Raw genomic sequence first — 21,231 nt, 5'->3', positions numbered from 1 at the left:
TGCTCCGCCTGTTCCTCCGTGATAACGTCCAGCTTTACATACCTGTCGAGCTGGTCGTCGCGTATATAGCCTTTGAGATACCGCTCTTTGATGTTTTCGTACATGGTCAACCTCCTAAGATCGCAAGCTCAAGGTCGGTGTAAGCTTGTCCCATTTCGATGCGTTCCAGTTGTTCGTCTGTGATCTGCTGGCCGAGAGACTGGGTTTCTGGCTGCGGTTTTTCATGATGCCACCCGCCATTATAATAATCACCAATCCAAAAACCGTCCGGAATCTCTATCGCGCCTATGGCTTCGGCAAAATCCACATCCGCTTCAATGGCGTTTATACATTTTCCGTTTTCAATGATTCCATATGTCATTACGTGTACCTCCAACGGATGATAACAAGTCCGTTTCGGCCCGCGCCAGATGTAGCGGTAAAATTTAAACCTGAATCCTTATAGTTTAACGCTGCACCGCCGCCGCCAGCCCCCGCAACCGTTCCGGATTTAGCGGTTATATGCTGTTCTGTTACACTGACAGCGGCCGCGCCTCCTCCTGTTCCAGGACTACCAGTTGCATATACTGATCCATACCCAGCTATCGAAGAACCACCAGCAGGGGAATATATTGTTCCGGACGATTCGCCAAAAGCTCTTGTCGTTTGGCCCTGGCCTTTGCCTCCGATATACCTTCCACTCACGATAAACGCGGCATCTTTGCCGTCTTCTCCGTTTTCGCCGCTTGCACCAACAGAAATAATATCTGGGTAGCTTGCTGCGCCGCTTCCAGAGCCGCCGTCAGCACCGTTAAGGCCTTCGCGTTGCCAGATTCGATTACTCAAGCCTCCACCGCCGCCAGGTGCGGAACATAGCTTGATGCCATTTCTACTTACATAAGTTTCGCCGCCGTCGTTTCCGTTTGCTATTCCTGATGTTGACGGATCTTTTGCCATCACCGATGCTCCGCCGCTGCCGACCACAATTGATAATATAGAATTATCATTTTTCACACTATTCGTGGTTTTGGCATATCCACCCCCTCCGCCGATTCCCACTGCGCGACGTTCGGGATAATCATTCTGATAACTGTAAACAGAAGCTCCACCGCTTCCACCGCCGCCAACACAAAAAATATCGAAATCGCTGACGCGGCCTGAGAAACTGATGTTCGTAGAAGATGTAAACGTTGCCTGTGTTGTAGCAGATTCTGTCGCTGTGACGTTGTAATAATTGATTTTCCCTTTCGTCGCTGTCACCTGCATCGATGCTGGGGAAAAATTCAGGTCAAGCGTATTGGAAAATGTCGCTGTATAATTGCCTGGGGAGAGGATAATAGATGCCTGCCCCTGGCTATTGGTCTTGACAGAATTGCTTCCAATCGTAAAATTGATATCCTGAAGCGGGAGACCATTGCTTGTCACAGTCACAACGATTTTTCCATGAACGCTTGCCCGCATCAACCCCAAATACCGGAAAGCGTCGTCAGGTTCGCTTGTGTCATTGTCCAGCCCCATCAGGTCGCACACTTCGTCCGGCAATACGTTCCCCTTTGTATAGGGGCTGCCCTCCTGCGTCGCCTGATCGTCATATTCCAGCTTTCCCGCTATGACCGTCCCATCGTCCTGTGTGATCCTGATACGGTTCTCGCGCCCCGGCGCTGGCATTCTATCCCGCATTATTAAACACCCCTCCCGCGATCATAAAAAGTGTATCTGCCTGCCGCAGCTTGAAGCCCTCCTGCATGGCAAGCAATACACGCTCCAATGTGTGTAAAATTTCCTCAATGTTGTTTGCTTCCTGAAAGGTCAGCTTTTCCGCAGCCCCGGGCGCGTCTGGTGCAGCGTAAGGCACACAATCCCGCAGCAGGTGTATATTTTCGATGTACTGCTCCATCGCGGATGCCGTCGGGAAACTGCCCTCCTGCCAGTCGGTTTTGGGTACGGCCGGCACAGTATACCCCAGCGCGTAAAGCCGTTCGGTAAGATACACCGCCGCCGCGCCCACGCGGTTAAGGTCAGCGGCGTTGTACGCGCCTTTCATACCCGCCAGCCATTCCGCCTTTTCTTCTTCGGTCGCCGTGCCGGCCGACAGCTTCCCCGTCAGAGTTTTCACCCGCTGCACGTCTGCCGCTGTGCGGTCAAAGATCAGATCATCTAATTGCTGCGGCATCGCATTGCAACCCTCCATCATAGGAATAATCAAGCTGTGTCAGAATTGCTTTCCCATTTACGCTGTAGACATCATCAATCTGTACTGTATCGAGCAGATCAAGCGCCGGATTCCCGCGCGTTGTTACCTCGTAAGAAACGCGGCGCTGAACCCATCCAAGAATCCATTGCGCTGCTGCATTGCCGTCATTGACCAGCGGATTATCCACCTCATAAACACGCTCAAAATCATCCACCGCTATATTCTTTGCGGTAAACACTTCGTCCTCAGTGTTCTCCTGGTATTCATCCCTGCGGGTGAGCTGTACAACATTGTAGAGCTGGCCGACCTTGACCTGCGCATCCTCATGCTGTACGTCCCGCGTCCATTCGTCTGCCTGTGCGCTAATGGCCGGCCGGAATACATGCAGGGCGTTGCTGCGGTCGATAAAGCAGGTACACATAGCCGCTTGCACACATAGCCGGATGGCTTCGCGTATCTTGGTCTTCTGCGGGATGCACTTGCGGATAACCGTGCTCCCAAGGGAACTTTCAAACACCGCTTCAATGCCCGTCCCGCTCGCGGCAAGCAGGGCGCTTATCGCTTCCGAGAGCGTCCACGTCCCGCTTGCGCCGTCATTGTACTCCATATCATCCATGACAAGCAGCCGGTCGTTAAACGTGATAGAGGCCGTTAAGCCTCCGTCCTCGCTCTCGGCTGATGTGAAATACTGCCGTCCCATGTCGATTTTCTCGCCATTTACCGTAATCGCCCATTCCATGTACTGCCCATCCTGCAAATAGAGATACAAGCCCTCCGGATTTATCATGTTATAAAGCTGATCGCTATTGTCTACAGTCGCGTCAATCTCCGCAGAAGGCAGGCTTTCGCACCAGGGCGATACCGATTGCCGCACGGTCACGCTTTCCGTATTGGCCGCACCGTAGATATAATTGATACCAAACCGCACCTGACAGACCCGCACACGGCGATGCGGGATATTTGTCCCCACAAACACAAACCGTACTTTTCGGTAATCCTGCGTCGGCAGGTTAACGATATGAAGATAGCCTGTCGGCCTCGTGGTCACCGTTCCAATCTGTCCTCCGTTCAGGTCGTAGGTCGTCGTTACGACCTCGGATGGATAATTATCCGGCTGGGTGTTGTCGAAGATCAGGGTAAAGCCGTAGCTGTCCTGATTCTGTGCAAAGGAAAATTCCAGCCATGGGGCAGACTGGAACGCCTTGTCATCGCCGGATATATCGTTTCCCTGCCAGCCTGCCTGCGCGCCCGGGTAAAGCTGCATCGTGCCGTCCAGAATCCACATGTTTGTCTCCAACGCGGTATACTTCCCGCTCATCTGCTCCACTTCATCAGTAGTTTGCTCAAGCTGGGAAACAGACGACTGTGCGGAAGAGGAAGCCTGTGCAGTTTCAGCCGCTTCGGGCGCAACCACACCGAACACAAAGGACAGTTCTGCGCGCCGGAGGTCGGTATAAGGGTTATAGGCGGCTGTTGTCGGCACCATCAGACTACCTCCTGTGCCGTCGCGGTAAGTTCCACGTTATACCAATATGGCACGCCGCTGCGGAACTTGAATATTTTCTGGTTCCCGATTTCAATGGAGAACACACCGCTTGTGTCCCCTCCTGTACTGTCTGGGTATTGGATGGTCACGAACGCTCCGCTGCGGGCAATTGGGACAAGCTGCTTAAGCAGGCCGGCCGGCACCCACTCCCATGTCGCCGTTAATTCGGCACGCCAGCCCAGCACATCCCGCACGATCTTGCCCGAGGCCATCGTCGCTTCTTTGCTTTCGTATTCCCCGCCGATTTCCAGCGTTCGCGTGCGCGGCATCTCAATTTCGCCTATCATGATATTATCCAAGTGCAACGCCCCTTTGCTTCGCAATTCCTTTCAGCGGGTCAAAGACAACCTCTGCGATCTGTTTTCCGTTCAGATTTATCGGTATAATTACCGTCTGCGCCGATGCAGTTCCGACCGCCGACATACCGTTGACAGTAGCCGCCGCGGCATTTAGCATATCGTCCTTGCGGATACGGTCCAGCGGCCGCATCATTGCCGCCGCAATATTTTGGTTGACATCAAGCATCGCCTTATCGAATCCGACGCCGATACCATCACCCATGTACCCGCCAATCTCCGCGAACACTCTGGACGGGCTGCTGATCTCCATTGCCGCTTTCGCTGCTTCAACCGCAGCCCAAAGAGCCGACTCAATCGCATTGATCACACCGCTGCGGCCATCCCGAACACCTTGTGCAACGCCTTGCATCAGGTACAGCCCTGCCTGCCGGAACTGATTGAAATAGCTTCTTATCAACTCATTCGCGCGTTCAAGCATTGCTGTCAGATATTCGGTAAGAATCGGCTCTGTATCTTCCAATGCTGCTACAACCCCGCTGAATGTATCAGCGCCCAAGGTTCCCACTGCCGGCGCTTCGACCTCCGTCCGGCTCGCCTCAGTCACGGCCGCAGCCATGCCTTCCGCCGCGCCGACCGCATCGGGCATGCCTTCTTCAATACCGAGCGCAAGCCCCTCTGCAATCATCAGACCTATCTGATCGCGAAATACACGGGAAGGGGAGTTAATGCCGAACAGGCTTTTCGCGCTGTCAATCAGCCCTTGGAATTTTTCACGCACCCAGCCGGTCAACGCATCCCAGGCATTTGCGATGCCCTGCTTGATACCGTTTACAATCTGTGTTCCAATATCCAGAAATGCGTTAAAGGCATCAGAAAATACATTCCGGATATCATTCCACCGATCTCGAAAATAGCCCGTCCAAGTTGATACGATCCCCTTAATCGCCTCCCATGCACCGGAGAAATCGCCGGACAGCACCGATTGCACCACAGAGAAAATTCCGGCGATCGAGTTCCATATCGCTTGGAAAAATCCCGTAGCCGTGTTCCAGACAGACTGTATCGCGGACCATGCGCCGGAAAACGCCGCGGACAGGTATGGCTGTACGGCTGAAAATATTGCCTGTATTGCGTTCCATATTGCCTGAAAATAAGGCTGCGCCGCATTCCAGGCTGCTTGTATGGATTGCCAGGCTCCTACAAAAAAGCCCTTTATCGCTTCCCATATTCCCTGCACAGCGTTTCTAAAACCCTCGTTTGTGTTCCAGAGCGCTACCACTGCCGCTGCGATTCCCGAAATCGCTGCCACAATCACCGTGACAGGCCCACCAATGGCAGCTACCATGCCAGCAATCGCAGGGCCAATGCTTGAGATCATACTGATAATCGTGCCAAGATTCATAGCCGCAATACCCGCTGCGATACCGGCAAGAGCTGCAATAATCACCGGTGAATTATCCACAATAAACTGGATGCCTGGCTGGATAGCCTGTAGCGCTGCTGCAAGCCCCTCGGTCAACATCGAAACCACAGGCGAAAGCGTTTCTCCAATGCTCGCCAGAGATTCGTTCATTTCTGCCTGCGCTTCGTTGGATTCCACCATAGCGGAATTATTCTCGCGCCAAGCCTCGGCTGCGCCCATCAACCCCTGATTGGCAAGCTCCTGCAAAACCATATTGGCCCGTTCCGCCGGATCGCTTGTTGCTTGCAGCTTCTCGTTAAATTCATCCTCTGACGTTCCCGCCCAGTTAAGGACATCGGCAAATGTGCCGGTCACCGTACCAGCCTGCACAGTTTCATTAATCGCTTCCGCAAGACTGTCGATAGGGATGCTGTCTCCATAGGTCGCCCATGCACCGATTGCACCGTCTACAAACTGCGTAAGCTGATCCTGTGAAACGCCGAGCGCCTGCAGGTTTGCCAATGCTGTCGCGCTCTGCTGGTCATCGCCTATCACGCCGTATAGCTGCTTGTAGCTCGCCGCTGTTTGCTCCGCAGAATAGCCCGCCCTTTGGCTGGATACTTCAAGCGTACCCATGATCTTACGGTATTCTGTGGTTTCATCCACTAATCCGGAAATACCGGAAACCAGCGATTGTATACCGCCCGCAATCGCGCCGCCGATGAATGCATCCCGCAGACTTCCGCCGGCCTTATCCGCGCCATCTCCCAGATCATCCAGTGCGCCCCCCGCTTTGTCCGCGCCGCTCTCAATATCCCGCATTTCCTTTTCCATGCGGTTCAAATCTGCGGTCGCGTTATTGAGCTGCGTGCCGAGGTCGTTGACCGCTTTAGCCTGCCGGTTATAGGCATTTTGCGCCTTTACCGCCTGCGTGGAGTTCTTCCCGAACTCCTGTTCAGTTCGGGAGAGCGCGTCGCCCATCTGGGCAAGGGCTGCTTTCTGGCGGTCATACTCCGCAGACAGGATCGATATTTTCTGTTTGGTCGCGGCAATGGACCGTCCTAATACATCCGTCTGCTTTGCTGCTCTTTCTTCTGCATCGTCCATACCGGTCATGGAGGATACGACAGTTTTCATTTCCGAATTGAGGTTCTTGATTTGGCTGTTGATTCCGCTCAAGGCCGACCGAAACTCTTTTTCTCCATCCACGCCTACACGGATGCTTACATCTGTCGCCATTTCTTCCTCCTCACTGATAGCTTAAGAGCCGGAAAAATTCGGCTTCTTCGTCCTGTGCGGACGGCTTCTGTTCCGCGCCCTCGTTCTTAATCTGCTCTACTGCAATCAGGTCAAGCAGCAACGAAAAAGGGACTGTCAAGGTTTCATCCCTTGATAGTCCCAATTTCATCCCATACCAGAGGAACCACTCAGGTGTTATGCGCCCTGAGTGGCTTTCCCGTTTTTTGCCGGTTTCACCTCTACGTTCGGGGTGTTCCCCGCCTTTACCGTTTCCGTGACCGCGCGGAACACTCCCTCGTATTCATCCACGCCGATAAGATCGATCAGGTCATCCAGTGCAAGCTTTCCTGGATTATCCAGCCCCTCCAGCTTTGCATAGCGGTCGCCTGCATCGATCATCTGTGCAAGCAGCCAGAAAAGGTCAGATACCTTATTTTCGGACAGGATACGCTGCAGGCCTTTGGTGCTGTCGCCCTCACGCTCCTCCAACGCCATCAGTACGCGCGTGGAAAAGCAGGCGATATATTCTTTTCCACAAATTTTGACTATTGCTGTCCGCATTTATTCACCAGCTTTCGCCGTAACGGTGGCTTTGCCTGCCGCCACCGCCTTATTGCCTGCATCTGCTTCCACAATCCCGATTTCATTCCCCGTTGCGGCGGCAATATCGTCCGTCCCGTTCCAAGCTGTCCAGCCTGAGGAAACATCGGCTCCGTAGCCTGCCGGCAGATCAACCGTCGCACCAGTTTTATAAACATAGTGGTTGCTGCCGCTTTTCGGCGGCGTTACCGTAATCCTGGTTTCTCCCGTCTCTGTACCCTCGGCGCTGGAAACCGTCAGCACGCCCAGGGTTGGGATATTGTCCGCGATGCCCAGCGCTTTCTTGATCGCCGCCTCCGCGTCCGCTTCCGTTTTCATCGGGGTAGACTGCATCTGCCAGGTATGCTTGGTGCTGTCATCCCGCATGACAGTAGCGGTCAACTCCTTTGTCTGCCATTCGATTGTATCACCCTGCGTCACCGCAGAAATCCCCGGGTTGGCAAACTGTACTTTCGTCAGTACCACCGCAATCCATCTGGTCGCACCAGACTGCTTTGCCTTAATGACGCCGCCGAACCCAACATAAGGGATTGCCTGGTCGTCATCGTATACGATCCACTTCGGCGCGGTTGTCGCTGCTCCATCCAGATCCATTTCCTCTGCTTTCAGACCGAGGATCGCCAGCATCGGGTCCGGCAGCAAATCGTCTGTACTGATGGTCAGCGTGCCGCCTGCAAACTGATTGTCGCTCTCGGCCGGCCCGTTATCCGCGTACAGTACATTGGCGTCCGCCCCTTCCAGCTCCAGCGTCATTTCCGTCGCTTTGCCGATCAGCGATCCCTCCGCATAGGTCGGGTTCCCACCGTTCTCGTTATAAATTGCGTAATATGGCTTGCTCAAACCGATTGTCGCCATTTATCTTCACTCCTTTGTGATTTTCTCAAGTTCCTTTTCCGCTGCTTCCACCATCTTTTTTCTTGCTTGCGCGCGCGTTGCACGGACAGCATTTTCAAAAAACGGCATTTTCTCCGAAAAAGATGTTCCGCTGTTCACTGCGCGGGCAATCATGGCGTTTGCCTGACCATGCGAATTGTAATCCTCATGGTCAAATCCAAGGCGCGTGTTAATGAGCCCTTTATCGTTTCTCATAGGCGCTATGCCAAAGCTCTCAGACAGCCCATCCTTTTGAAATTTCCGTACGCCATGAAGCGGGTTTTCTCTGGTCCCCCAATGCTCATCAATTGGCAGCGCGTCAATATTCCGGCCAATTTCATCTGCTATGATTTTGGCTCCCTCATAGACTGCACGCTTTGCAACCTCCTCGATGTTACCGCCCAAACGGTTTATCATTTCTAAACAATCATTGATTGCATTAGTTGTCACCTTCGCTTTAGGCACATTCCCACCGCCATTCATAGTGCACAAGGTTTGCCGTATCCTCATACTGCACGGAGTTCAAATAAAAGGCCACCCCTGCGGCTTCGAGCGCCGCTGGGATGGCGTCTATTAAGCTGTCCTCCGCATCCTTGGTATAAAGGTCGATATACCCGCTGTCTGCCAGTTCCGCCCGCCGATCTCCACCGAACAGGCTATTGTCACCGTCCACGCCATATACGATATACGGCGGCTTCCGGTTTCCTCCGGCGGTATACAGATAGACGCTTTGACTTACACTCAAAAGAGCTTTCTTCACCGTTTCATTCAAGACCCTCGATCCTTTCCAGCGCAAGGTCTGTCTTGGGCAGCCCGTCGTCATCTTGAACATGCTGAATCTGAACAATGCGGTAATATGTCCCATCAAGCTCCGCCCTGTCCGTTGCAGCCGAAAGCTGGCGGTTTCTCTGCACCTCAATCAGCAGGTCAATTTGGTCGTTCTGAGCCATCGCCACATAGTAGCGTCCTACGCCAACGGTCTTTTCCCCATAAAAGGACTGCCAGACCTGCGTCCATCCGTATTGCGGCATGTCTCCCGCCTCTGCTATATTTTCCTGCCGGTAAATGGTCACAATGCCACTGTCAAGGAGCATCCGATCCACCTCCTGAAAAAATGCGGTTGTTGAGCGCCCAGCGCAGCATACGCGGCATCCCTTCATTTGTCGCGCGCTTTCGGAACAGGTATGCGGCGTACATAACGAGCAATTGCGTGTCCTCAGCGCTGTCCGTCAGCGCAATACCCTCGCGGGCAATAAACGCCCGCGCCGCATCTATGAGCTGTACAAGCTGGGGGTCATAAGCCGTACCTATGATCCCCAGGTCGATTTTCAACAGCGCCATGAAATCAGGCTGCGCCATTTCCTATCCCTCCGATCAGCCGGAGGCCTTGGTGACGTTCACTGTGTATACACGAACAGCGTTGCTCTGCTTGACCGTCACAGTAAGCGGATGCGGCGTGCTGTCCGCAAGCCAGGTCACCGTTCCCCCATTGCGAACATTCTGTCCATTGTATTCAATTGCGATCTGCGCCCCTGCCTGTGACGGAGTAGCCTCGATTTTTGCCGAAGTTCCGGACGCAGTCACCGTATAGCTGTAAGTATCCGGCGCAAAAGTCGGGGTAAGCTTTTCGCTGCCAACCGCCAATGCGATGAGCTGCGCGTCGTTCGCATTGTCAGCCGCAAAGTCCATCACCGTTGTCACTGCCTTGTTCTCAATGTTGATCGCCACAAACGCCCCTGGGATGATCGGTGCGCCATCCGCCCGCTCCTTGCCGCGATATACCGTATTATCCTGGATAAACATGACATGCTCAGACATATCGATTACTGTACCGCTGCGCTGCGCCCACAGATAAAGATCTCCATAGCCGCCAATGATATCGCCGTCCGGAATAAACTCCAGAATATCGATATCGCCATTAATGATGGGCAGCGTACCGAACACATTGGAAACAATATCGCCGGTCGCGGTAAAGGTGATGACCTTGCTTTTAAGCAGCGCATAGGTCTTGCTGTTCATTGCCCAGAACTGATTTCCCCTGCTATAGCGTGTGAATGTATTGCCGGCCGCCAGCATCAGGGCAGACCAGAACTCTGCGCCGGTCAGAGTGCTGTCTATCTTGATGATATTCGTCGTATGCAGGTTGGTCCATGCCGGAGCATTCGCCGGATAATCCGATGGAGCGGAGGTTTGTGCAAGACGGGTCACAATACCAAGCGGCATCTTGGAGGCCGCACCCTTGCCGTACAGGATCGCCTTATCCTTGGCATAGCCGAGGGATTCTGAAATCATCTCCACGATCCACGACGCGAGCGCGATATCCGAATCCTCCAGCAAGGAATTGCATACTGGGATATAACCGGCGACCTTGAAGCCGTCCACCGTGATCTGATTGAAGCCAAACTCCAGTTCATTGATCGCGCCGCACATCTCCGTCCATACAGCTTCCGGGGCAATGCCCGCGATCGTCTGCCGCGCCTGCCCGTTTACATTGCGCACGCGCACGCGGTTGAGAAGTTTGGAATAGCGGTACATATTTTCCGCAATCAGGTCGAGGAACACAACCGGAATCGTCAGATCCGCGCCGGAGATTGCACGCGTATGGCGGATTTCACGGAACCGGCCCAGAAAATCCCGCACGTCCTGCTGCTTCACGATTGCTTCACGGCGCTCCATCGGCAGCGCGTCGAATGCGCGGACATGTTTGGGCAGCGTACGGATATTGATATCAAGAGGCATGTTTCTTACTTCCTTTCTGCTTACGTTTTCCCTCTGTGCAGGCGGCTCTTTCGCGATTTCTGCAAGCTCGCCCTCCATTTCACTGATTTCTCCCTCGAGAGTTGTTTTTGCTTCCTCATGGGCTGCTTTATCCTTGTCAAACTGGTCGACCATATCCTCTACCGTCGTCTTTTCTTCGTCGGTTTCCGCCTCGTCGATTGCGGCGGTCAGCTCGGCTTCCCTGGCTTCAAACTCCGCATCCTTTGCGCGCAGTTCATCGAGCAGCTTCTTTTTCTCGGTAATTTTTTTACTGAGCATCAAACCTCTAAGTGCCAATTTCATTCCACTCCTTTTAATTTTTGACGCATGGCATTCTGCCAGGCTTCTTTTTTTCGTTTTCGGATATCCTCGTAATCCCGCTTTCGCGCAGTCACGGCTGTATCTTCATAGGCTGGGAACGTTACGACCGATACCTCGTGCAGCCTCACTTTTTTAATCGTCCACCTCACGCCGCCGTCATCCAGCGTTGCCGTTTCCTCGTCGAGGATATCGAACCCGAATGAACACTGGTCTACATCTCCCCGTTTGACACGCTCGTACAGGTTCATTGCATCCTGATCATTCGGATTGATCTTTACCCTGCCCCAAAGTCCTGTTTCATCCTCTCGCAGTTCCAAAGTTCCTGCGGCTGTCCTGCCCAGCACCAGCCGGCTTTCATGGTCGATCAGCGCACGGATATCACAATCCAAGGTTTCACGGAACGCTCCCTGTGCAATGGTTTCACTCGCTCCCTCCCAAAGCTCGTATACGCCGCCAAACACAGAGAAGTAGCCCTCAATATACAAATCGCCCTCATCTGTCCGTGTTTGAAATCCTGCCGTCATACTGCGCATTTGCCTGTGCTTTCTGTCCACTCATTCACCCCCTCCCTGTTTCAGCTTGTTCTGATCCGCGATTTGGTCAAGTTTGATATAATTCTCCAGAAGGATAAGGTCGTCCAGCCCCTCCAACGGCGGCAGGTCGATCCATGACCTGACTTCATTTCCCGTCATGATTCCCCGCTCAAACTGGCTGTCTCCAACCTCTGCAAGCTCCTTCAGGTCATAGCTGTACAGGCTGCGGGAGTTAAACCGGAAATACAGGTCTGGGCTTGTCAGCAGCTTTTTGGTCAACTCCTGCTCGATCCCCTTGGCAACCGGCATAATCGTTGTGGAGATAAAGTTATTCCATGCATCTTTGCTGAACTCCCCTACGCCCAAAACAAAAGGCGGCACGCCAAGGATCGCGGCCACCGTCTTTTTATCGAGCTGCACCATGTCTGACAGAGCAAGGTCCGCCAGGGATAATGGCCGGATTTCCTGCACCTCAAACTGGTCTGCTGGGATCATCCACGGCTCCCCCGCCTCATTTGTGCTGATATATTCATCCAGCAGACGCGCGCGGCCTTCTTTGCTTGCAAACTCCTCAGTCAGCGCGTCTACCTTGACAATGATCGACGGTTTCCATTTGGAGGACATGAAGCCTTTTTCCGTTGCCATCGACTGCTTGAGGTTGTCCGCCACATCCTTCAGGACGACCCTGTACCCATCCCCCAGCCATGGATAGCGCGTATTCGGGTTGGAAACGAAATGCAATACATCGTCCGGCTCATACCGGCGCCCGTTGATTGTAATAAAATAGTCAAAAATACCATCTGGGATAAATGCAGCCATTTCCGGCGGTATGGGGTTCAGGTTGTCTATCCAGTACCGCCCCTGCCGGAAACCATACCGCGGCAATACCACCGCGTTTCCATTCCCCTCCAACAGCATCGTTTTCACAATCCAGTGAATAAACGTTGACCGCGTCATGTTACTGTTTGGATAAATATCGATCTTCTTTGAAAGTTCATCCCTTTCGCGCACATCCCCTCGCTCCGTATTTCGCATAAGTTGGATCGTCATGCTGGATATCAGCTTGGCGATCCGGTCAACACAGGTCACAACCTCTGGATTGTGCGCAAGGGATGTATACCCGCTGACACATAGCGTATCGTACGCCTCACTGCTGCACAGATAGCTGATACTTCGCTTTTGCGGTTCTGCTCTGGTTCTCGCTTTTCTTCTCTTTGACATGTCTTCACCTCGTCAGTCGCCCCACCAGCTCGCGGCCTTTTTGGAGCGCTCCATATTTTCCAACTTTCGGACACATGCAAAAACAGCCGCGTCAAAAATATCGATGCGGTGTTCCGGTTGGACCTTTTCATATTGGATCATGTCGTCCGTCTTTTCGACCGCGCGCACATTTTCCACACAGTATTCAAACGCCTGCGAATGCAGGTAATACAACTTCCCATTCTTCGCCCGTTCCTCAATGTGGCGGAAGCCCTCGGATTTCTTATAGTAATACTGCGGCTGATCTATGATGTTAAAGTGCGCCGCTTTCATGCCAAGGAAGTACTCCCTGCAGAATTTCCGGTCATGGCCGACCTGTTTGATCCGGAATCCCCGCCTGCGCATACCAATAAACCAGTTCACTACATCCGCATGGTTTACTGTGGGGCTGTTGCACATGGTTAAAAAGCCATCCTCCTCCCACCCGAACAGAGGTATCCCATCTTCATCCGCTTTCCGGTGCGCCGCCGCTACTGGGAAGAATGCGTGCGATACGATGATATCCACCTCCTTATATGTCCCATAAAGCGCCGCAGCGGTCAGGTCATGCAGCTTGGACAGGTCCGCTCCACCGTACCAGTCAATCGGGAGCTTTGCCAATTCATCCAGTGTCCAGCTATACCGCGCATCCGAGCGGCGAAATTCTTCGATATCAAAGTAAGCCTTAAGCGCATTGGTGTAGACATTCAGACTCTTGGCAAAAAAGTCTTTACGCTGTTGTGGGTCGTTCTGTGCCTGTAGCGCGTCGTTCATGATTTCATCCGGCCGGATGGAAACGCCATAGGCCGGATTTGCCATTTCATGCACAGCCGGATTCGTATAGTCTATCTCGCCGGTTTCCGGATCAGGGTTTGCGCAGCACATGAAAATAAAATACTGCTCATCCTTTACCGTACCGTCCAAGACCTTGCGGCAATATGCAAGCCGTTGGCCGAGGAACGACTGCTCATTGTCGCCAGCCGTGGATATGCCGATAATCAGCTTGTTCGTGTAGGCTTTCATTGCCTCCTTGAAGAGATTGTACTGCTTGGGCTGCTTGAGCGCATGGATTTCGTCCACGATCGCGATATTGCAGTTCAGGGAGTCCTGCGCATCCGGATTCGCGGCCAAAGCGCGTATAAAAAAAGAGCCGTCGCTCAGCGTCGCCTCCATACTGTGTTCATTGTTGTTATCGATGATCTTTACGCTTCCACCGCTCTTCATGTCCTCTCCCATGCGGCACACATTATAATCAATGAAGTTGAATGATTCGAGCGACTGCATCAGCGCAGCCGCCGTAATGTAAACCTTGGAGCCGCTCCTCCGGTACCAAAGCGCCAGCGACCATGCCAGCGCAGCCGCAAAGCTGGTCTTGATGTTCTTACGAGGGATAAAGATCAACGCTTCATGGAATCGGACAATACCCGTCCCCTTTAATTGGAAACCGACCAGGTTATAGATGATAAACTTATGGAATGGCTCCAGAAGGAACGGTGTGCCACGCAGCGGTGTACCGTCCAGCCTTTCGCCCTGCTGGTGGCAAAAGGTTTTCTCAATAATGCCGATGCAGAACTCCGGCGCTTTATGGTCTATCTCATAGTCTGGATTTTTAAGGTCGCGGTAAAATCGTTCCACTGACTGCCGCAATTCCCTGCATGCGATTTTACGGCCGCTGCGAATGCTTTCCGCATATTCCATTACCGCTTCCCAATGCTTAGGCTTCAAGTGATTTCAGCGCAGCGGCGAGCGCGCTTCCTTTCTTCTGGTTTTGGCTATCCCCTGTAATCTTTTTATATCCAGACGGTGTAAGTCCCAGTTCGCGCCACATCGCCAAGGCATCCATATTTAAATCCCTCCATATCAAAAAAAGTGGGTTTTTCACAAGGTTCGTGTTGTCCGCTCTATTGGTATGGTCTATCACATACCGGCATCCATCTTCGACGAACACCTCCCATGCTGCATCCCGCTGCTCTATCGTTCGTGCGGCTGCTTCGATAACGGGCAGAAATGCATCTTTGTATGTCCCGACCAACTCGCATTGCTCAATAATGCTTTCCTTAACGGTTTTTGGCCTGCTGTTTTTTAACTTTTTCGGCATATTTCACACCCCCCTTTGTGGGAATCTGCTTAGAGTTGGAAAGAGTTACCCTGCCGACCGTCTAAAAATTCGACCTAACCGCGCGAATAGGGGGGGATTGCGTTCAATGCAACCCAAAACCGCGCTTGATCGCCACCCCTCTCAGCAGCTTTTTGCCCTCATCCGTCAGCTCGTTCGTTATCCGGTCATGCAGTTTATTGTGAGCCGCCTTAGATAGCGCGATAAGATTCCAGTTACATAGCGCATATTCCGGATAAGCCTCCAATGGGAAAATATGATGCACAACCTCGGCTTCAACACGCTTACCGTATCTTTTCGATAGCTGGCACATATATCCGTCCCGCCGTAAAATCATAGCCCGCTTACGCTTCCATATTCCGGATTGATAAAATTGTTCAATTTGTTCTCTTGTCATTCTTTCCAAAACAAAACCGCCCATAATCGGACGGTCCATCTGAAATATTTTTGATTTTCGATAACTTTTTCCACCTTTATTATTGACACGTCCGTGTACATATGCTATAATAAAACCATGGAAAGGAGGTAAGCAAATGGGTAGTAAAAAAGCCCGAAAGCGTCGGAAGAAAAAACTGAAAGAACTTCTTGAATGGTTGGCACTCATTACCGGAATCATTTCAGCAATCTACACGATGCTCAAGGGCTAAGAGAACGGGGAGGGAAACCTCCCCTACCTCTTTCATCAGTATACCCCATTTGCAAAGATATGGTCAAGATTAAATCTATTGCTATACTATGTATTTTTCTGTCAAACCTTGCCCTGTCTGTAAAGTATGGTTTTAATTCTTTAACCATTATTGCCCTGTTGCTGGCCGCTATTGTTTTATTGTGGGATATTATCGAGGAGGTACAACATGGAAGAAAAAAGTAAATATGCCCGTCAAGCTGCATATAACCGCCGCACCTATGTCCGCTTTCCTCTGGACTTAAAACCGGAAGTCCTTGAAGCGTTCAAGATAAAATGCGCCGAGAACGGTACGACCCCGACAACTGAGATCAAGCGATTTATTGCGGAATATTGTAATGGCAGCGCCGAGGAGTAATCCCCGGCGTTTTCCCTTAATGTATTGTTTTATAGCCTCACTTTATTTTTTCGACAGCATCCTATTCTTTTCATATGTAATTGCCAAAATAATACAAATAATTTATAATATTTTACAAATAAAACAAAAATGGGGGCTTTTTATGAGCAGGCCAGTTCAGCAAGAGTATGCAATGCTACGAGAGGAAATTATGGAAATCATGAGAAGTCAAAACAGCTTATCTACTTTTGTTTCAGCGACGATATGTACCTTTATTGGTGTTGTTATCGCTCTCGATTCTCCTAATCCTCTATTATATTTAATTCCTTTTACCGTACTTGTTCCCGCGGCATTTAAGGAAGCTAACTATCAAAAACGTGTTGCATATCTGGCATCCTATCTTATTGTTTTTTTGGAAAACGACAATTCCTTTCTGTGGGAAACGCGATATCATCATTTCGCTAAATCAGATAAAGCATTTTCTACACGTTTACGGGCAATTTTCGAGACGCTTGAATTTACATTGTTCGGCATTCTTTGCTATGTCCTTTTCTTTTTTCGCTACCATTTTCTTTGCTTTTCAGGGGTCAATATATTTGATATCCCCTTAACGGTTATCAAGGAAATTCTTTTAATCTTTTCTCCACCAATTCTTATAGTTATTATCACATGGAATATGTTCAACTACTGGAACTTCCGAAAAGTAATTCAAAAAAATATTATTGAATGGCGTAGATATAGAAGTAAAGAATATCGCAAATAATTTTTCTCTACCGTTTATAGCAACTTAAGCAGCCCCGTTTCTGAAGCTGCTTAAAAATAAACTCTATTATAACTCAATTTCTCTCCATTTTCTATCATTCAAAACCAATAATTTTCTTTCATCTGTGGTAATTAATGCGACAGAACATGTAATGTTCCAGTCAAAACATGGATGATATCCCTTTTCTCCTAAGTCTACTACCAAATCAACTTCTATTTCTACTTCTTTGCTATCTTCAGGGAAAATTATTGGAGATGGCAACTTTCGTACTTTTGTTCGTTTATGCTGATTATGAACATCCACAGGCAGAATAATGGAAATATCAGATAAGTGTTCTGGAATATATGGTGTATCGAGCGCACATAGTATCCCGTGATAATATTGATATGTTACCTGTATCCTATCAAACTTAACTTCCGAAGATTTATTTTTTAAAAAAATACGATATTTTGCAACTGTATTATCGCTACTTTCATCTTTAATAACATTTATTTCAAACGTCACTTTTTCTTTCGGCAATTTTCCTAATATATAGCAATCAGGTATCAAAAAAAGAACCACGATTGCAAATCCATATCCGATGGATGAAATACTAAAACAGTTAAAAATAACAAACAAGAGTACAAAAACCATAATATTCCCAAAAACAAATGACATCTTTGCTCGTTTGGATAGCTCCTTGAAGTATGTTTTGAACTTAAACTTTTTGAAAAATTCTAACGCATCAAAGATATTCATGATAACACCTCATGAATAATAATAACATATTTCTCTGTTTTTGTATATTGACTGTAACTATGAAAAAGCACCCTCACTAAGAGAGTGCTTTCTGAAGAATAGGAGCAAACTGCAAATGACTATCATGGTTGCAGAGGCCGGATTCGAACCGGCGGCCTCGAGGTTATCGTCTCCTCGCGAGCTGCCGCTGCTCTACTCTGCCGTGTCCCCGCCCCGCTGCTGCAGGACGGGTAGACATGGAGGAAAACATGGATTTCAGGCTTTTGAGTTTCAGCCCTTCGTGGCTTTGCTCAATTATAATTATAGCCTTTGTTCATCAGGATTTCAGGGAAAGTTGATGCAGAAATTTATCGTGTTTTTTTCTCTGTGTGCTCCCATCCCCTTCTTGGCCCATGTTGGCTGCGATCTCCTGCCAAGACAGCCCATTCACATACCGCAAAGATAGAATCATCCGCATCTGCGCATCATCTACGCTTGCTATGTATCGATTCAGCCGGTTATATTCTATTACCGACTGACGCACCTTGAGATCGATCAAGTCCCTCTGCTCGGCGATCAGGATACCCAAGTCACCGATTTTATCATGTACGCCCGACACATGCGGCAGTCCGGTGATCTTTGCCGTACATCCTGCTGCTGCCGCCTCAAGCTCTGACAGCTTCCGTTTCTCTTCCTCTATTTCCCTGTTCAGCCAATACAGTTGCGACAGTTCCTTTTTGGTCAAGCCCTTCTCCCCTCCACTCGTCATATTTTCTTCTGCGCGCGAGCATTTCAAGCATTTCAGGTGAGTAGTCAGTCACTTTGTTCCTGCTCCCACGCTTTCTTTGCTTCCTCCGGCGTACTATATCCGCCGTCAATAAACAGCCTCATCGCTTCTCTCCCATCCCCGTACCGGTATTGATACGGGGTGCCTCCTCGGTATTTGATGTAGAGATCAAGCATGGTTATCTCCCTTCGGAGGTTCAGGAAGGAGCATCCAGTGGGTGACACGCTGATATTTTTTCTTTGCCCATGCTGTTTTCCCTCTAAATGTATCAATACCAACACGAAGTTCTTCTCTCACCATGTCCCAGTGACAGGGATGGTACACGACAAGATATTCGCCAGCAGTCTCCGGCAGCCTCTCCTTGACGCTGATCCATTCACTCATGCTGATCGCCCTCCCCGTCGTGGATGGAGCCGATTACCTCACATTCGTAATGACACCAAGCATCTGGGAAACTTATGTAATACTTGTTCTCTCCAAGCGTTTCCCACATCCATGCACACATGTCCCACTTCACCATGACATTGACCGGATATTCAAGCGATGGGAAGAAGTATGCCCCCATTCCGTCTGACTTCTTTGCTATCTTTAAAACGTCCCCCTCAAAAATCTTCTTCCCGTTCTTGTCGGTCAGTCCGGTGTACTGGTAGAGCGTGGAGGGGTCAACATCGAATATGCCCCCGTTATCGTCTGGGTCGACTGGCGGTACATTGATATAATACGGGGAACAATCCCCAATTTGGATTGCAGATGGGTGTTTGACCAGATACCCTTCCACCCATTCTCTATTATCCAGCCGCCTTGCTTTGAAAAGGATCTCTCTCATTGTTTCAACCTCTCTTCCAGCCGCTCCAGTTTTTCCTGTTTATACTGCGCTACAATGCTTTCGCAATCGTGCAGTATCATCATCTGATCGAGCATGATAAGCACATCGGCGATTTCTTCAGCAATGGAAAGCTGATTGTCTTTCCCTCTGGCGTGCTTGCACAGCTCCTTTTGCAGTTCGGACATTTCTTCCATGACCATGAGCGTTTGGGCTTCTGCGCCGTATGTAGAAAGGGCGAGGTGGTAGAGTTCGGTGTTAGTCATTCCGCACCTCCGATGATCTCGTCAAGGGTGACGGTTTCGCCGGGGCGGAGCGAGGGGAACAACTCAGAATCAAGAAAATAATCCACAACATCTTCGCTTGTCAGGAACAAGTGAGTCACACATCCATATTTTTCTCTTACGATATCGGTATACTCTGACATAATACGCCGTATCGCCTTAGCATCCTCCACCTCCTGCTCCGTCCAGCGTGGCTTGTGGATGATGCGGTCGGGGTGGTCCAATGCCCGAAGAAGGGTGCTTGCTGACCCTGGCGCATTATTTGGTTGTGTAATGAATGTGCCGTCGTCCATTATCCAAAACAACACATCATCAAATCCTCGGATATAAAACGGCTCTCCTGGCTCAACTCTTAATATTTCGCAAATTCTCGGTTTGTCCATGTTGGTTTCCTCCTTTTTCTCTGCTTGGGGAATATGGTCATCCTCCACCACCTCATAGCCCATCAGGCGGGCGGCTTCGTGGGGATGGGATTTTCTGAAACCAACACAACACTCTTTATCAGGTGATTCTTGATTCATTGGGCATTCACAGCAATGTCTGCCCTTACAAAATCGCAATTGTGCTTGCTCGTCTGTCAACACTTCTCCCGTCTCAGGGTTCCGAAATTTCATGCTCGACCTCCTCAAATTTTACTGTACCGCATTTAGGGCAGATATACAGATTTTTGTGCTCCTCTACTGTGTGTGTATTTCTCATCATGCCAGACGGGACGAAGTTTTTATATTGTTCAAATGGCTTGTCTTGCTCGTATCCACAGATGCACTTCATTTCAACATCCTCCATTCATCCGCACATCGCGTGGCCGACACCAAGAACAACCACGGATATCAAGAGCTTCACCGATTGCATGTATACCTCTTTCTTCTCCTCCGGCCAAAATTCCGCAATGGTGAGCGCAGCGCCAAATAACATAAGATACCAAATCGAACAAAAAACACCTATGCATGTGAGTATTTCGCCGATTTCATGCATTTTCGTCCTCCTTGTCCATGCGAGCGCCGTAAGAGCAATAATCCGTTTCGGTAATTTCCATTCCGGACGCTGGGCAAATCAGGAACCCCTTCTTGTTGGCTTTTGCGTCCTGGTAGTATCGGCAATCCTTGCAACGCACCACCTCCGCAACCTCGGCGGCTGGGAGGGCAGACAGCATGGCTTCTATTTCATTGCTGTCGTAGTTGCCACATTTAAGGACAATCATGCAGCCGTCGTTGCCGTCGTTTTCTGGGTCTATTGCCCAAAATAGATCGATTGCATCCTCTCGCTTGATGTATTCAGCCATCCTGCTCCCTCCGTAGTGCGGCCTCGGCCTGCTCTTTACTTCCAAAAAAGCAATTACCCAATGCAGAACCGACAAATTCATCAAAGTCTCCGCACTCAAAATCAACGCTAAAGCTATCCAGTTTGCCGTCCTTGTACGATGCAATAAACACTTTTCCAGGCTCGATTTCTCCGGTTGCATTGTCTACATACCAGACGGGAGTCCCTTTTCTTAAAACAGGTGTCTTTTGCGGGTCAGGAAGAATGATGCACCGCCCCTCCTTGTCCGCCTGGGCCAGTTCGCGGAGGCGGTCAGGTGTTATACCAAGGGCTTGTCCGGCCAGTTTTAAAACAGCAGCTTTATTAAATGCCCTTTCGAAGTCCTCCGGCTCCAGGCCCGTTTCCTCGTAGGCAGCAAGGCGGTCAATGTCTTTCCCGCTCATCCTGATTTCTCCCGTACCAGAATGGAATACTGCC

General features: G+C 50.4%; 32 protein-coding genes and 1 tRNA gene. 2 read left to right on the top strand and 31 right to left on the bottom strand.

The features are described from left to right. The 20 genes from OCV66_RS07310 to OCV66_RS07215 form a co-directional block, all read right to left on the bottom strand. On the bottom strand, positions 1-104 hold a 104-nt coding region (locus OCV66_RS07310; RefSeq protein ID WP_147574069.1), incomplete at its 3' end, for an XkdX family protein. Positions 105-106: 2 nt separating this feature from the next. Beyond that, on the bottom strand, positions 107-361 hold the full coding sequence (locus tag OCV66_RS07305) for a hypothetical protein (protein ID WP_147574034.1): 255 nt from the start codon (positions 359-361) through the stop codon (positions 107-109). Next, the gene (locus OCV66_RS07300) at positions 361-1,659 is read right to left on the bottom strand and encodes a glycine-rich domain-containing protein (RefSeq protein WP_147574033.1); all 1,299 of its coding nucleotides are present in this window, start codon (positions 1,657-1,659) and stop codon (positions 361-363) included. Before OCV66_RS07300 ends, OCV66_RS07305 begins: the two co-directional genes overlap by 1 nt. After that, on the bottom strand, positions 1,649-2,152 hold the full coding sequence (locus tag OCV66_RS07295; RefSeq protein WP_147574032.1) for a hypothetical protein: 504 nt from the start codon (positions 2,150-2,152) through the stop codon (positions 1,649-1,651). Before OCV66_RS07295 ends, OCV66_RS07300 begins: the two co-directional genes overlap by 11 nt. Further along, a complete protein-coding gene (locus tag OCV66_RS07290; RefSeq protein WP_147574031.1) occupies positions 2,133-3,659 on the bottom strand; it encodes a hypothetical protein in 1,527 nt (508 codons plus the stop codon). The genes OCV66_RS07295 and OCV66_RS07290 overlap by 20 nt, the downstream gene beginning before the upstream one ends. Next, on the bottom strand, positions 3,659-4,018 hold the full coding sequence (locus OCV66_RS07285; protein WP_147574030.1) for a hypothetical protein: 360 nt from the start codon (positions 4,016-4,018) through the stop codon (positions 3,659-3,661). Before OCV66_RS07285 ends, OCV66_RS07290 begins: the two co-directional genes overlap by 1 nt. Beyond that, positions 4,011-6,659, bottom strand: coding sequence for a hypothetical protein (locus OCV66_RS07280; RefSeq protein ID WP_147574029.1), 2,649 nt, complete (start codon positions 6,657-6,659; stop codon positions 4,011-4,013). Before OCV66_RS07280 ends, OCV66_RS07285 begins: the two co-directional genes overlap by 8 nt. A gap of 10 nt (positions 6,660-6,669) precedes the next feature. Next, on the bottom strand, positions 6,670-6,798 hold the full coding sequence (locus OCV66_RS07275; RefSeq protein ID WP_262564110.1) for a hypothetical protein: 129 nt from the start codon (positions 6,796-6,798) through the stop codon (positions 6,670-6,672). Between the two features lie 56 nt (positions 6,799-6,854). Continuing rightward, positions 6,855-7,220 (bottom strand): hypothetical protein, encoded by a 366-nt coding sequence (locus OCV66_RS07270; protein ID WP_147574028.1) that lies wholly within the window; start codon positions 7,218-7,220, stop codon positions 6,855-6,857. Continuing rightward, a complete protein-coding gene (locus OCV66_RS07265; RefSeq protein ID WP_147574027.1) occupies positions 7,221-8,114 on the bottom strand; it encodes a major tail protein in 894 nt (297 codons plus the stop codon). A gap of 6 nt (positions 8,115-8,120) precedes the next feature. Then, a complete protein-coding gene (locus OCV66_RS07260) occupies positions 8,121-8,597 on the bottom strand; it encodes a hypothetical protein (protein ID WP_147574026.1) in 477 nt (158 codons plus the stop codon). Continuing rightward, on the bottom strand, positions 8,590-8,877 hold the full coding sequence (locus OCV66_RS07255) for a hypothetical protein (protein WP_147574025.1): 288 nt from the start codon (positions 8,875-8,877) through the stop codon (positions 8,590-8,592). Before OCV66_RS07255 ends, OCV66_RS07260 begins: the two co-directional genes overlap by 8 nt. Before the next feature lie 19 nt (positions 8,878-8,896). Continuing rightward, on the bottom strand, positions 8,897-9,226 hold the full coding sequence (locus OCV66_RS07250) for a head-tail adaptor protein (RefSeq protein WP_147574024.1): 330 nt from the start codon (positions 9,224-9,226) through the stop codon (positions 8,897-8,899). Further along, positions 9,216-9,491, bottom strand: coding sequence for a hypothetical protein (locus tag OCV66_RS07245; protein WP_147574023.1), 276 nt, complete (start codon positions 9,489-9,491; stop codon positions 9,216-9,218). Before OCV66_RS07245 ends, OCV66_RS07250 begins: the two co-directional genes overlap by 11 nt. Positions 9,492-9,506: 15 nt before the next feature. Further along, positions 9,507-11,168, bottom strand: coding sequence for a phage major capsid protein (locus OCV66_RS07240; protein ID WP_262564106.1), 1,662 nt, complete (start codon positions 11,166-11,168; stop codon positions 9,507-9,509). Between the two features lie 20 nt (positions 11,169-11,188). Beyond that, the gene (locus OCV66_RS07235; RefSeq protein ID WP_262564104.1) at positions 11,189-11,734 is read right to left on the bottom strand and encodes an HK97 family phage prohead protease; all 546 of its coding nucleotides are present in this window, start codon (positions 11,732-11,734) and stop codon (positions 11,189-11,191) included. 30 nt (positions 11,735-11,764) lie between these two features. Beyond that, a complete protein-coding gene (locus OCV66_RS07230; RefSeq protein ID WP_147574021.1) occupies positions 11,765-12,964 on the bottom strand; it encodes a phage portal protein in 1,200 nt (399 codons plus the stop codon). Between the two features lie 12 nt (positions 12,965-12,976). After that, positions 12,977-14,680: a terminase large subunit gene (locus OCV66_RS07225; protein ID WP_147574020.1), complete on the bottom strand. Its 1,704-nt coding sequence runs from the start codon at positions 14,678-14,680 to the stop codon at positions 12,977-12,979. Positions 14,681-14,696: 16 nt separating this feature from the next. Further along, complete coding sequence (locus OCV66_RS07220; protein ID WP_147574019.1) at positions 14,697-15,080, bottom strand: P27 family phage terminase small subunit; 384 nt, start codon at positions 15,078-15,080, stop codon at positions 14,697-14,699. A gap of 103 nt (positions 15,081-15,183) precedes the next feature. Next, positions 15,184-15,495, bottom strand: a complete 312-nt coding sequence (locus OCV66_RS07215; protein WP_147574068.1) for an HNH endonuclease — start codon at positions 15,493-15,495, stop codon at positions 15,184-15,186. 457 nt (positions 15,496-15,952) lie between these two features. Here OCV66_RS07215 and OCV66_RS07210 point away from each other — a divergent pair, with 457 nt between their 5' ends. Both OCV66_RS07210 and OCV66_RS07205 read left to right on the top strand, forming a co-directional pair. Beyond that, on the top strand, positions 15,953-16,141 hold the full coding sequence (locus OCV66_RS07210) for a hypothetical protein (RefSeq protein ID WP_147574018.1): 189 nt from the start codon (positions 15,953-15,955) through the stop codon (positions 16,139-16,141). A 142-nt stretch (positions 16,142-16,283) separates the two neighbouring features. Further along, positions 16,284-16,883, top strand: coding sequence for a hypothetical protein (locus tag OCV66_RS07205; RefSeq protein ID WP_147574017.1), 600 nt, complete (start codon positions 16,284-16,286; stop codon positions 16,881-16,883). A 66-nt stretch (positions 16,884-16,949) separates the two neighbouring features. On the opposite strand, the gene OCV66_RS07200 is transcribed toward OCV66_RS07205, so the two are convergent. The 11 genes from OCV66_RS07200 to OCV66_RS07150 all read right to left on the bottom strand — a co-directional run. Next, positions 16,950-17,621: a hypothetical protein gene (locus OCV66_RS07200; protein ID WP_147574016.1), complete on the bottom strand. Its 672-nt coding sequence runs from the start codon at positions 17,619-17,621 to the stop codon at positions 16,950-16,952. Positions 17,622-17,746: 125 nt separating this feature from the next. Beyond that, positions 17,747-17,824 (bottom strand) — tRNA-Arg (locus OCV66_RS07195). A 113-nt stretch (positions 17,825-17,937) separates the two neighbouring features. Next, positions 17,938-18,345: a hypothetical protein gene (locus tag OCV66_RS07190; RefSeq protein ID WP_147574015.1), complete on the bottom strand. Its 408-nt coding sequence runs from the start codon at positions 18,343-18,345 to the stop codon at positions 17,938-17,940. Between the two features lie 68 nt (positions 18,346-18,413). Further along, positions 18,414-18,563, bottom strand: coding sequence for a hypothetical protein (locus tag OCV66_RS07185; protein WP_262564100.1), 150 nt, complete (start codon positions 18,561-18,563; stop codon positions 18,414-18,416). Then, entirely contained in the window at positions 18,556-18,771 is a 216-nt protein-coding gene (locus tag OCV66_RS07180) for a DUF551 domain-containing protein (RefSeq protein ID WP_147574014.1), read from the bottom strand. Before OCV66_RS07180 ends, OCV66_RS07185 begins: the two co-directional genes overlap by 8 nt. Further along, entirely contained in the window at positions 18,764-19,213 is a 450-nt protein-coding gene (locus OCV66_RS07175) for a YopX family protein (protein WP_147574013.1), read from the bottom strand. Before OCV66_RS07175 ends, OCV66_RS07180 begins: the two co-directional genes overlap by 8 nt. Continuing rightward, positions 19,210-19,476, bottom strand: a complete 267-nt coding sequence (locus OCV66_RS07170; RefSeq protein ID WP_147574012.1) for a nucleoside triphosphate pyrophosphohydrolase family protein — start codon at positions 19,474-19,476, stop codon at positions 19,210-19,212. The genes OCV66_RS07175 and OCV66_RS07170 overlap by 4 nt, the downstream gene beginning before the upstream one ends. Then, positions 19,473-20,108: a hypothetical protein gene (locus tag OCV66_RS07165; RefSeq protein WP_147574011.1), complete on the bottom strand. Its 636-nt coding sequence runs from the start codon at positions 20,106-20,108 to the stop codon at positions 19,473-19,475. Before OCV66_RS07165 ends, OCV66_RS07170 begins: the two co-directional genes overlap by 4 nt. A gap of 172 nt (positions 20,109-20,280) precedes the next feature. Next, a complete protein-coding gene (locus OCV66_RS07160; protein WP_147574010.1) occupies positions 20,281-20,469 on the bottom strand; it encodes a hypothetical protein in 189 nt (62 codons plus the stop codon). Then, complete coding sequence (locus OCV66_RS07155) at positions 20,462-20,776, bottom strand: hypothetical protein (RefSeq protein ID WP_147574009.1); 315 nt, start codon at positions 20,774-20,776, stop codon at positions 20,462-20,464. Before OCV66_RS07155 ends, OCV66_RS07160 begins: the two co-directional genes overlap by 8 nt. Continuing rightward, positions 20,769-21,231 (bottom strand): hypothetical protein (locus tag OCV66_RS07150; protein ID WP_262564095.1); only part of this gene is annotated, 463 nt, incomplete at its 5' end. The genes OCV66_RS07150 and OCV66_RS07155, both read right to left, overlap by 8 nt.

Origin of the sequence: Agathobaculum ammoniilyticum, assembly GCF_025567315.1 — a bacterium.
In the GTDB taxonomy this organism is placed as follows: domain Bacteria; phylum Bacillota; class Clostridia; order Oscillospirales; family Butyricicoccaceae; genus Agathobaculum; species Agathobaculum ammoniilyticum.
The sequence above is the reverse complement of the archived record's forward strand: the minus strand, read 5'-3'. Positions and strand labels throughout refer to the sequence as shown.

What these genes read in the sequence shown, in the direction of transcription:
- OCV66_RS07230 (WP_147574021.1), bottom strand. Translation starts at nt 12,964, where the DNA reads ATGTCAAAGAGAAGAAAAGCGAGAACCAGAGCAGAACCGCAAAAGCGA.
- OCV66_RS07225 (WP_147574020.1), bottom strand. Translation starts at nt 14,680, where the DNA reads ATGGAATATGCGGAAAGCATTCGCAGCGGCCGTAAAATCGCATGCAGG.
- OCV66_RS07155 (WP_147574009.1), bottom strand. Translation starts at nt 20,776, where the DNA reads ATGGCTGAATACATCAAGCGAGAGGATGCAATCGATCTATTTTGGGCA.
- OCV66_RS07235 (WP_262564104.1), bottom strand. Translation starts at nt 11,734, where the DNA reads ATGACGGCAGGATTTCAAACACGGACAGATGAGGGCGATTTGTATATT.
- OCV66_RS07290 (WP_147574031.1), bottom strand. Translation starts at nt 3,659, where the DNA reads ATGGTGCCGACAACAGCCGCCTATAACCCTTATACCGACCTCCGGCGC.
- OCV66_RS07180 (WP_147574014.1), bottom strand. Translation starts at nt 18,771, where the DNA reads ATGAGTGAATGGATCAGCGTCAAGGAGAGGCTGCCGGAGACTGCTGGC.
- OCV66_RS07175 (WP_147574013.1), bottom strand. Translation starts at nt 19,213, where the DNA reads ATGAGAGAGATCCTTTTCAAAGCAAGGCGGCTGGATAATAGAGAATGG.
- OCV66_RS07210 (WP_147574018.1), top strand. Translation starts at nt 15,953, where the DNA reads ATGGAAGAAAAAAGTAAATATGCCCGTCAAGCTGCATATAACCGCCGC.
- OCV66_RS07300 (WP_147574033.1), bottom strand. Translation starts at nt 1,659, where the DNA reads ATGCGGGATAGAATGCCAGCGCCGGGGCGCGAGAACCGTATCAGGATC.
- OCV66_RS07170 (WP_147574012.1), bottom strand. Translation starts at nt 19,476, where the DNA reads ATGACTAACACCGAACTCTACCACCTCGCCCTTTCTACATACGGCGCA.
- OCV66_RS07240 (WP_262564106.1), bottom strand. Translation starts at nt 11,168, where the DNA reads ATGCTCAGTAAAAAAATTACCGAGAAAAAGAAGCTGCTCGATGAACTG.
- OCV66_RS07165 (WP_147574011.1), bottom strand. Translation starts at nt 20,108, where the DNA reads ATGAAATTTCGGAACCCTGAGACGGGAGAAGTGTTGACAGACGAGCAA.
- OCV66_RS07250 (WP_147574024.1), bottom strand. Translation starts at nt 9,226, where the DNA reads ATGCTCCTTGACAGTGGCATTGTGACCATTTACCGGCAGGAAAATATA.
- OCV66_RS07270 (WP_147574028.1), bottom strand. Translation starts at nt 7,220, where the DNA reads ATGCGGACAGCAATAGTCAAAATTTGTGGAAAAGAATATATCGCCTGC.
- OCV66_RS07280 (WP_147574029.1), bottom strand. Translation starts at nt 6,659, where the DNA reads ATGGCGACAGATGTAAGCATCCGTGTAGGCGTGGATGGAGAAAAAGAG.
- OCV66_RS07205 (WP_147574017.1), top strand. Translation starts at nt 16,284, where the DNA reads ATGAGCAGGCCAGTTCAGCAAGAGTATGCAATGCTACGAGAGGAAATT.
- OCV66_RS07220 (WP_147574019.1), bottom strand. Translation starts at nt 15,080, where the DNA reads ATGCCGAAAAAGTTAAAAAACAGCAGGCCAAAAACCGTTAAGGAAAGC.
- OCV66_RS07245 (WP_147574023.1), bottom strand. Translation starts at nt 9,491, where the DNA reads ATGGCGCAGCCTGATTTCATGGCGCTGTTGAAAATCGACCTGGGGATC.
- OCV66_RS07160 (WP_147574010.1), bottom strand. Translation starts at nt 20,469, where the DNA reads ATGCATGAAATCGGCGAAATACTCACATGCATAGGTGTTTTTTGTTCG.
- OCV66_RS07185 (WP_262564100.1), bottom strand. Translation starts at nt 18,563, where the DNA reads ATGCTTGATCTCTACATCAAATACCGAGGAGGCACCCCGTATCAATAC.
- OCV66_RS07295 (WP_147574032.1), bottom strand. Translation starts at nt 2,152, where the DNA reads ATGCCGCAGCAATTAGATGATCTGATCTTTGACCGCACAGCGGCAGAC.
- OCV66_RS07305 (WP_147574034.1), bottom strand. Translation starts at nt 361, where the DNA reads ATGACATATGGAATCATTGAAAACGGAAAATGTATAAACGCCATTGAA.
- OCV66_RS07200 (WP_147574016.1), bottom strand. Translation starts at nt 17,621, where the DNA reads ATGAATATCTTTGATGCGTTAGAATTTTTCAAAAAGTTTAAGTTCAAA.
- OCV66_RS07215 (WP_147574068.1), bottom strand. Translation starts at nt 15,495, where the DNA reads ATGACAAGAGAACAAATTGAACAATTTTATCAATCCGGAATATGGAAG.
- OCV66_RS07265 (WP_147574027.1), bottom strand. Translation starts at nt 8,114, where the DNA reads ATGGCGACAATCGGTTTGAGCAAGCCATATTACGCAATTTATAACGAG.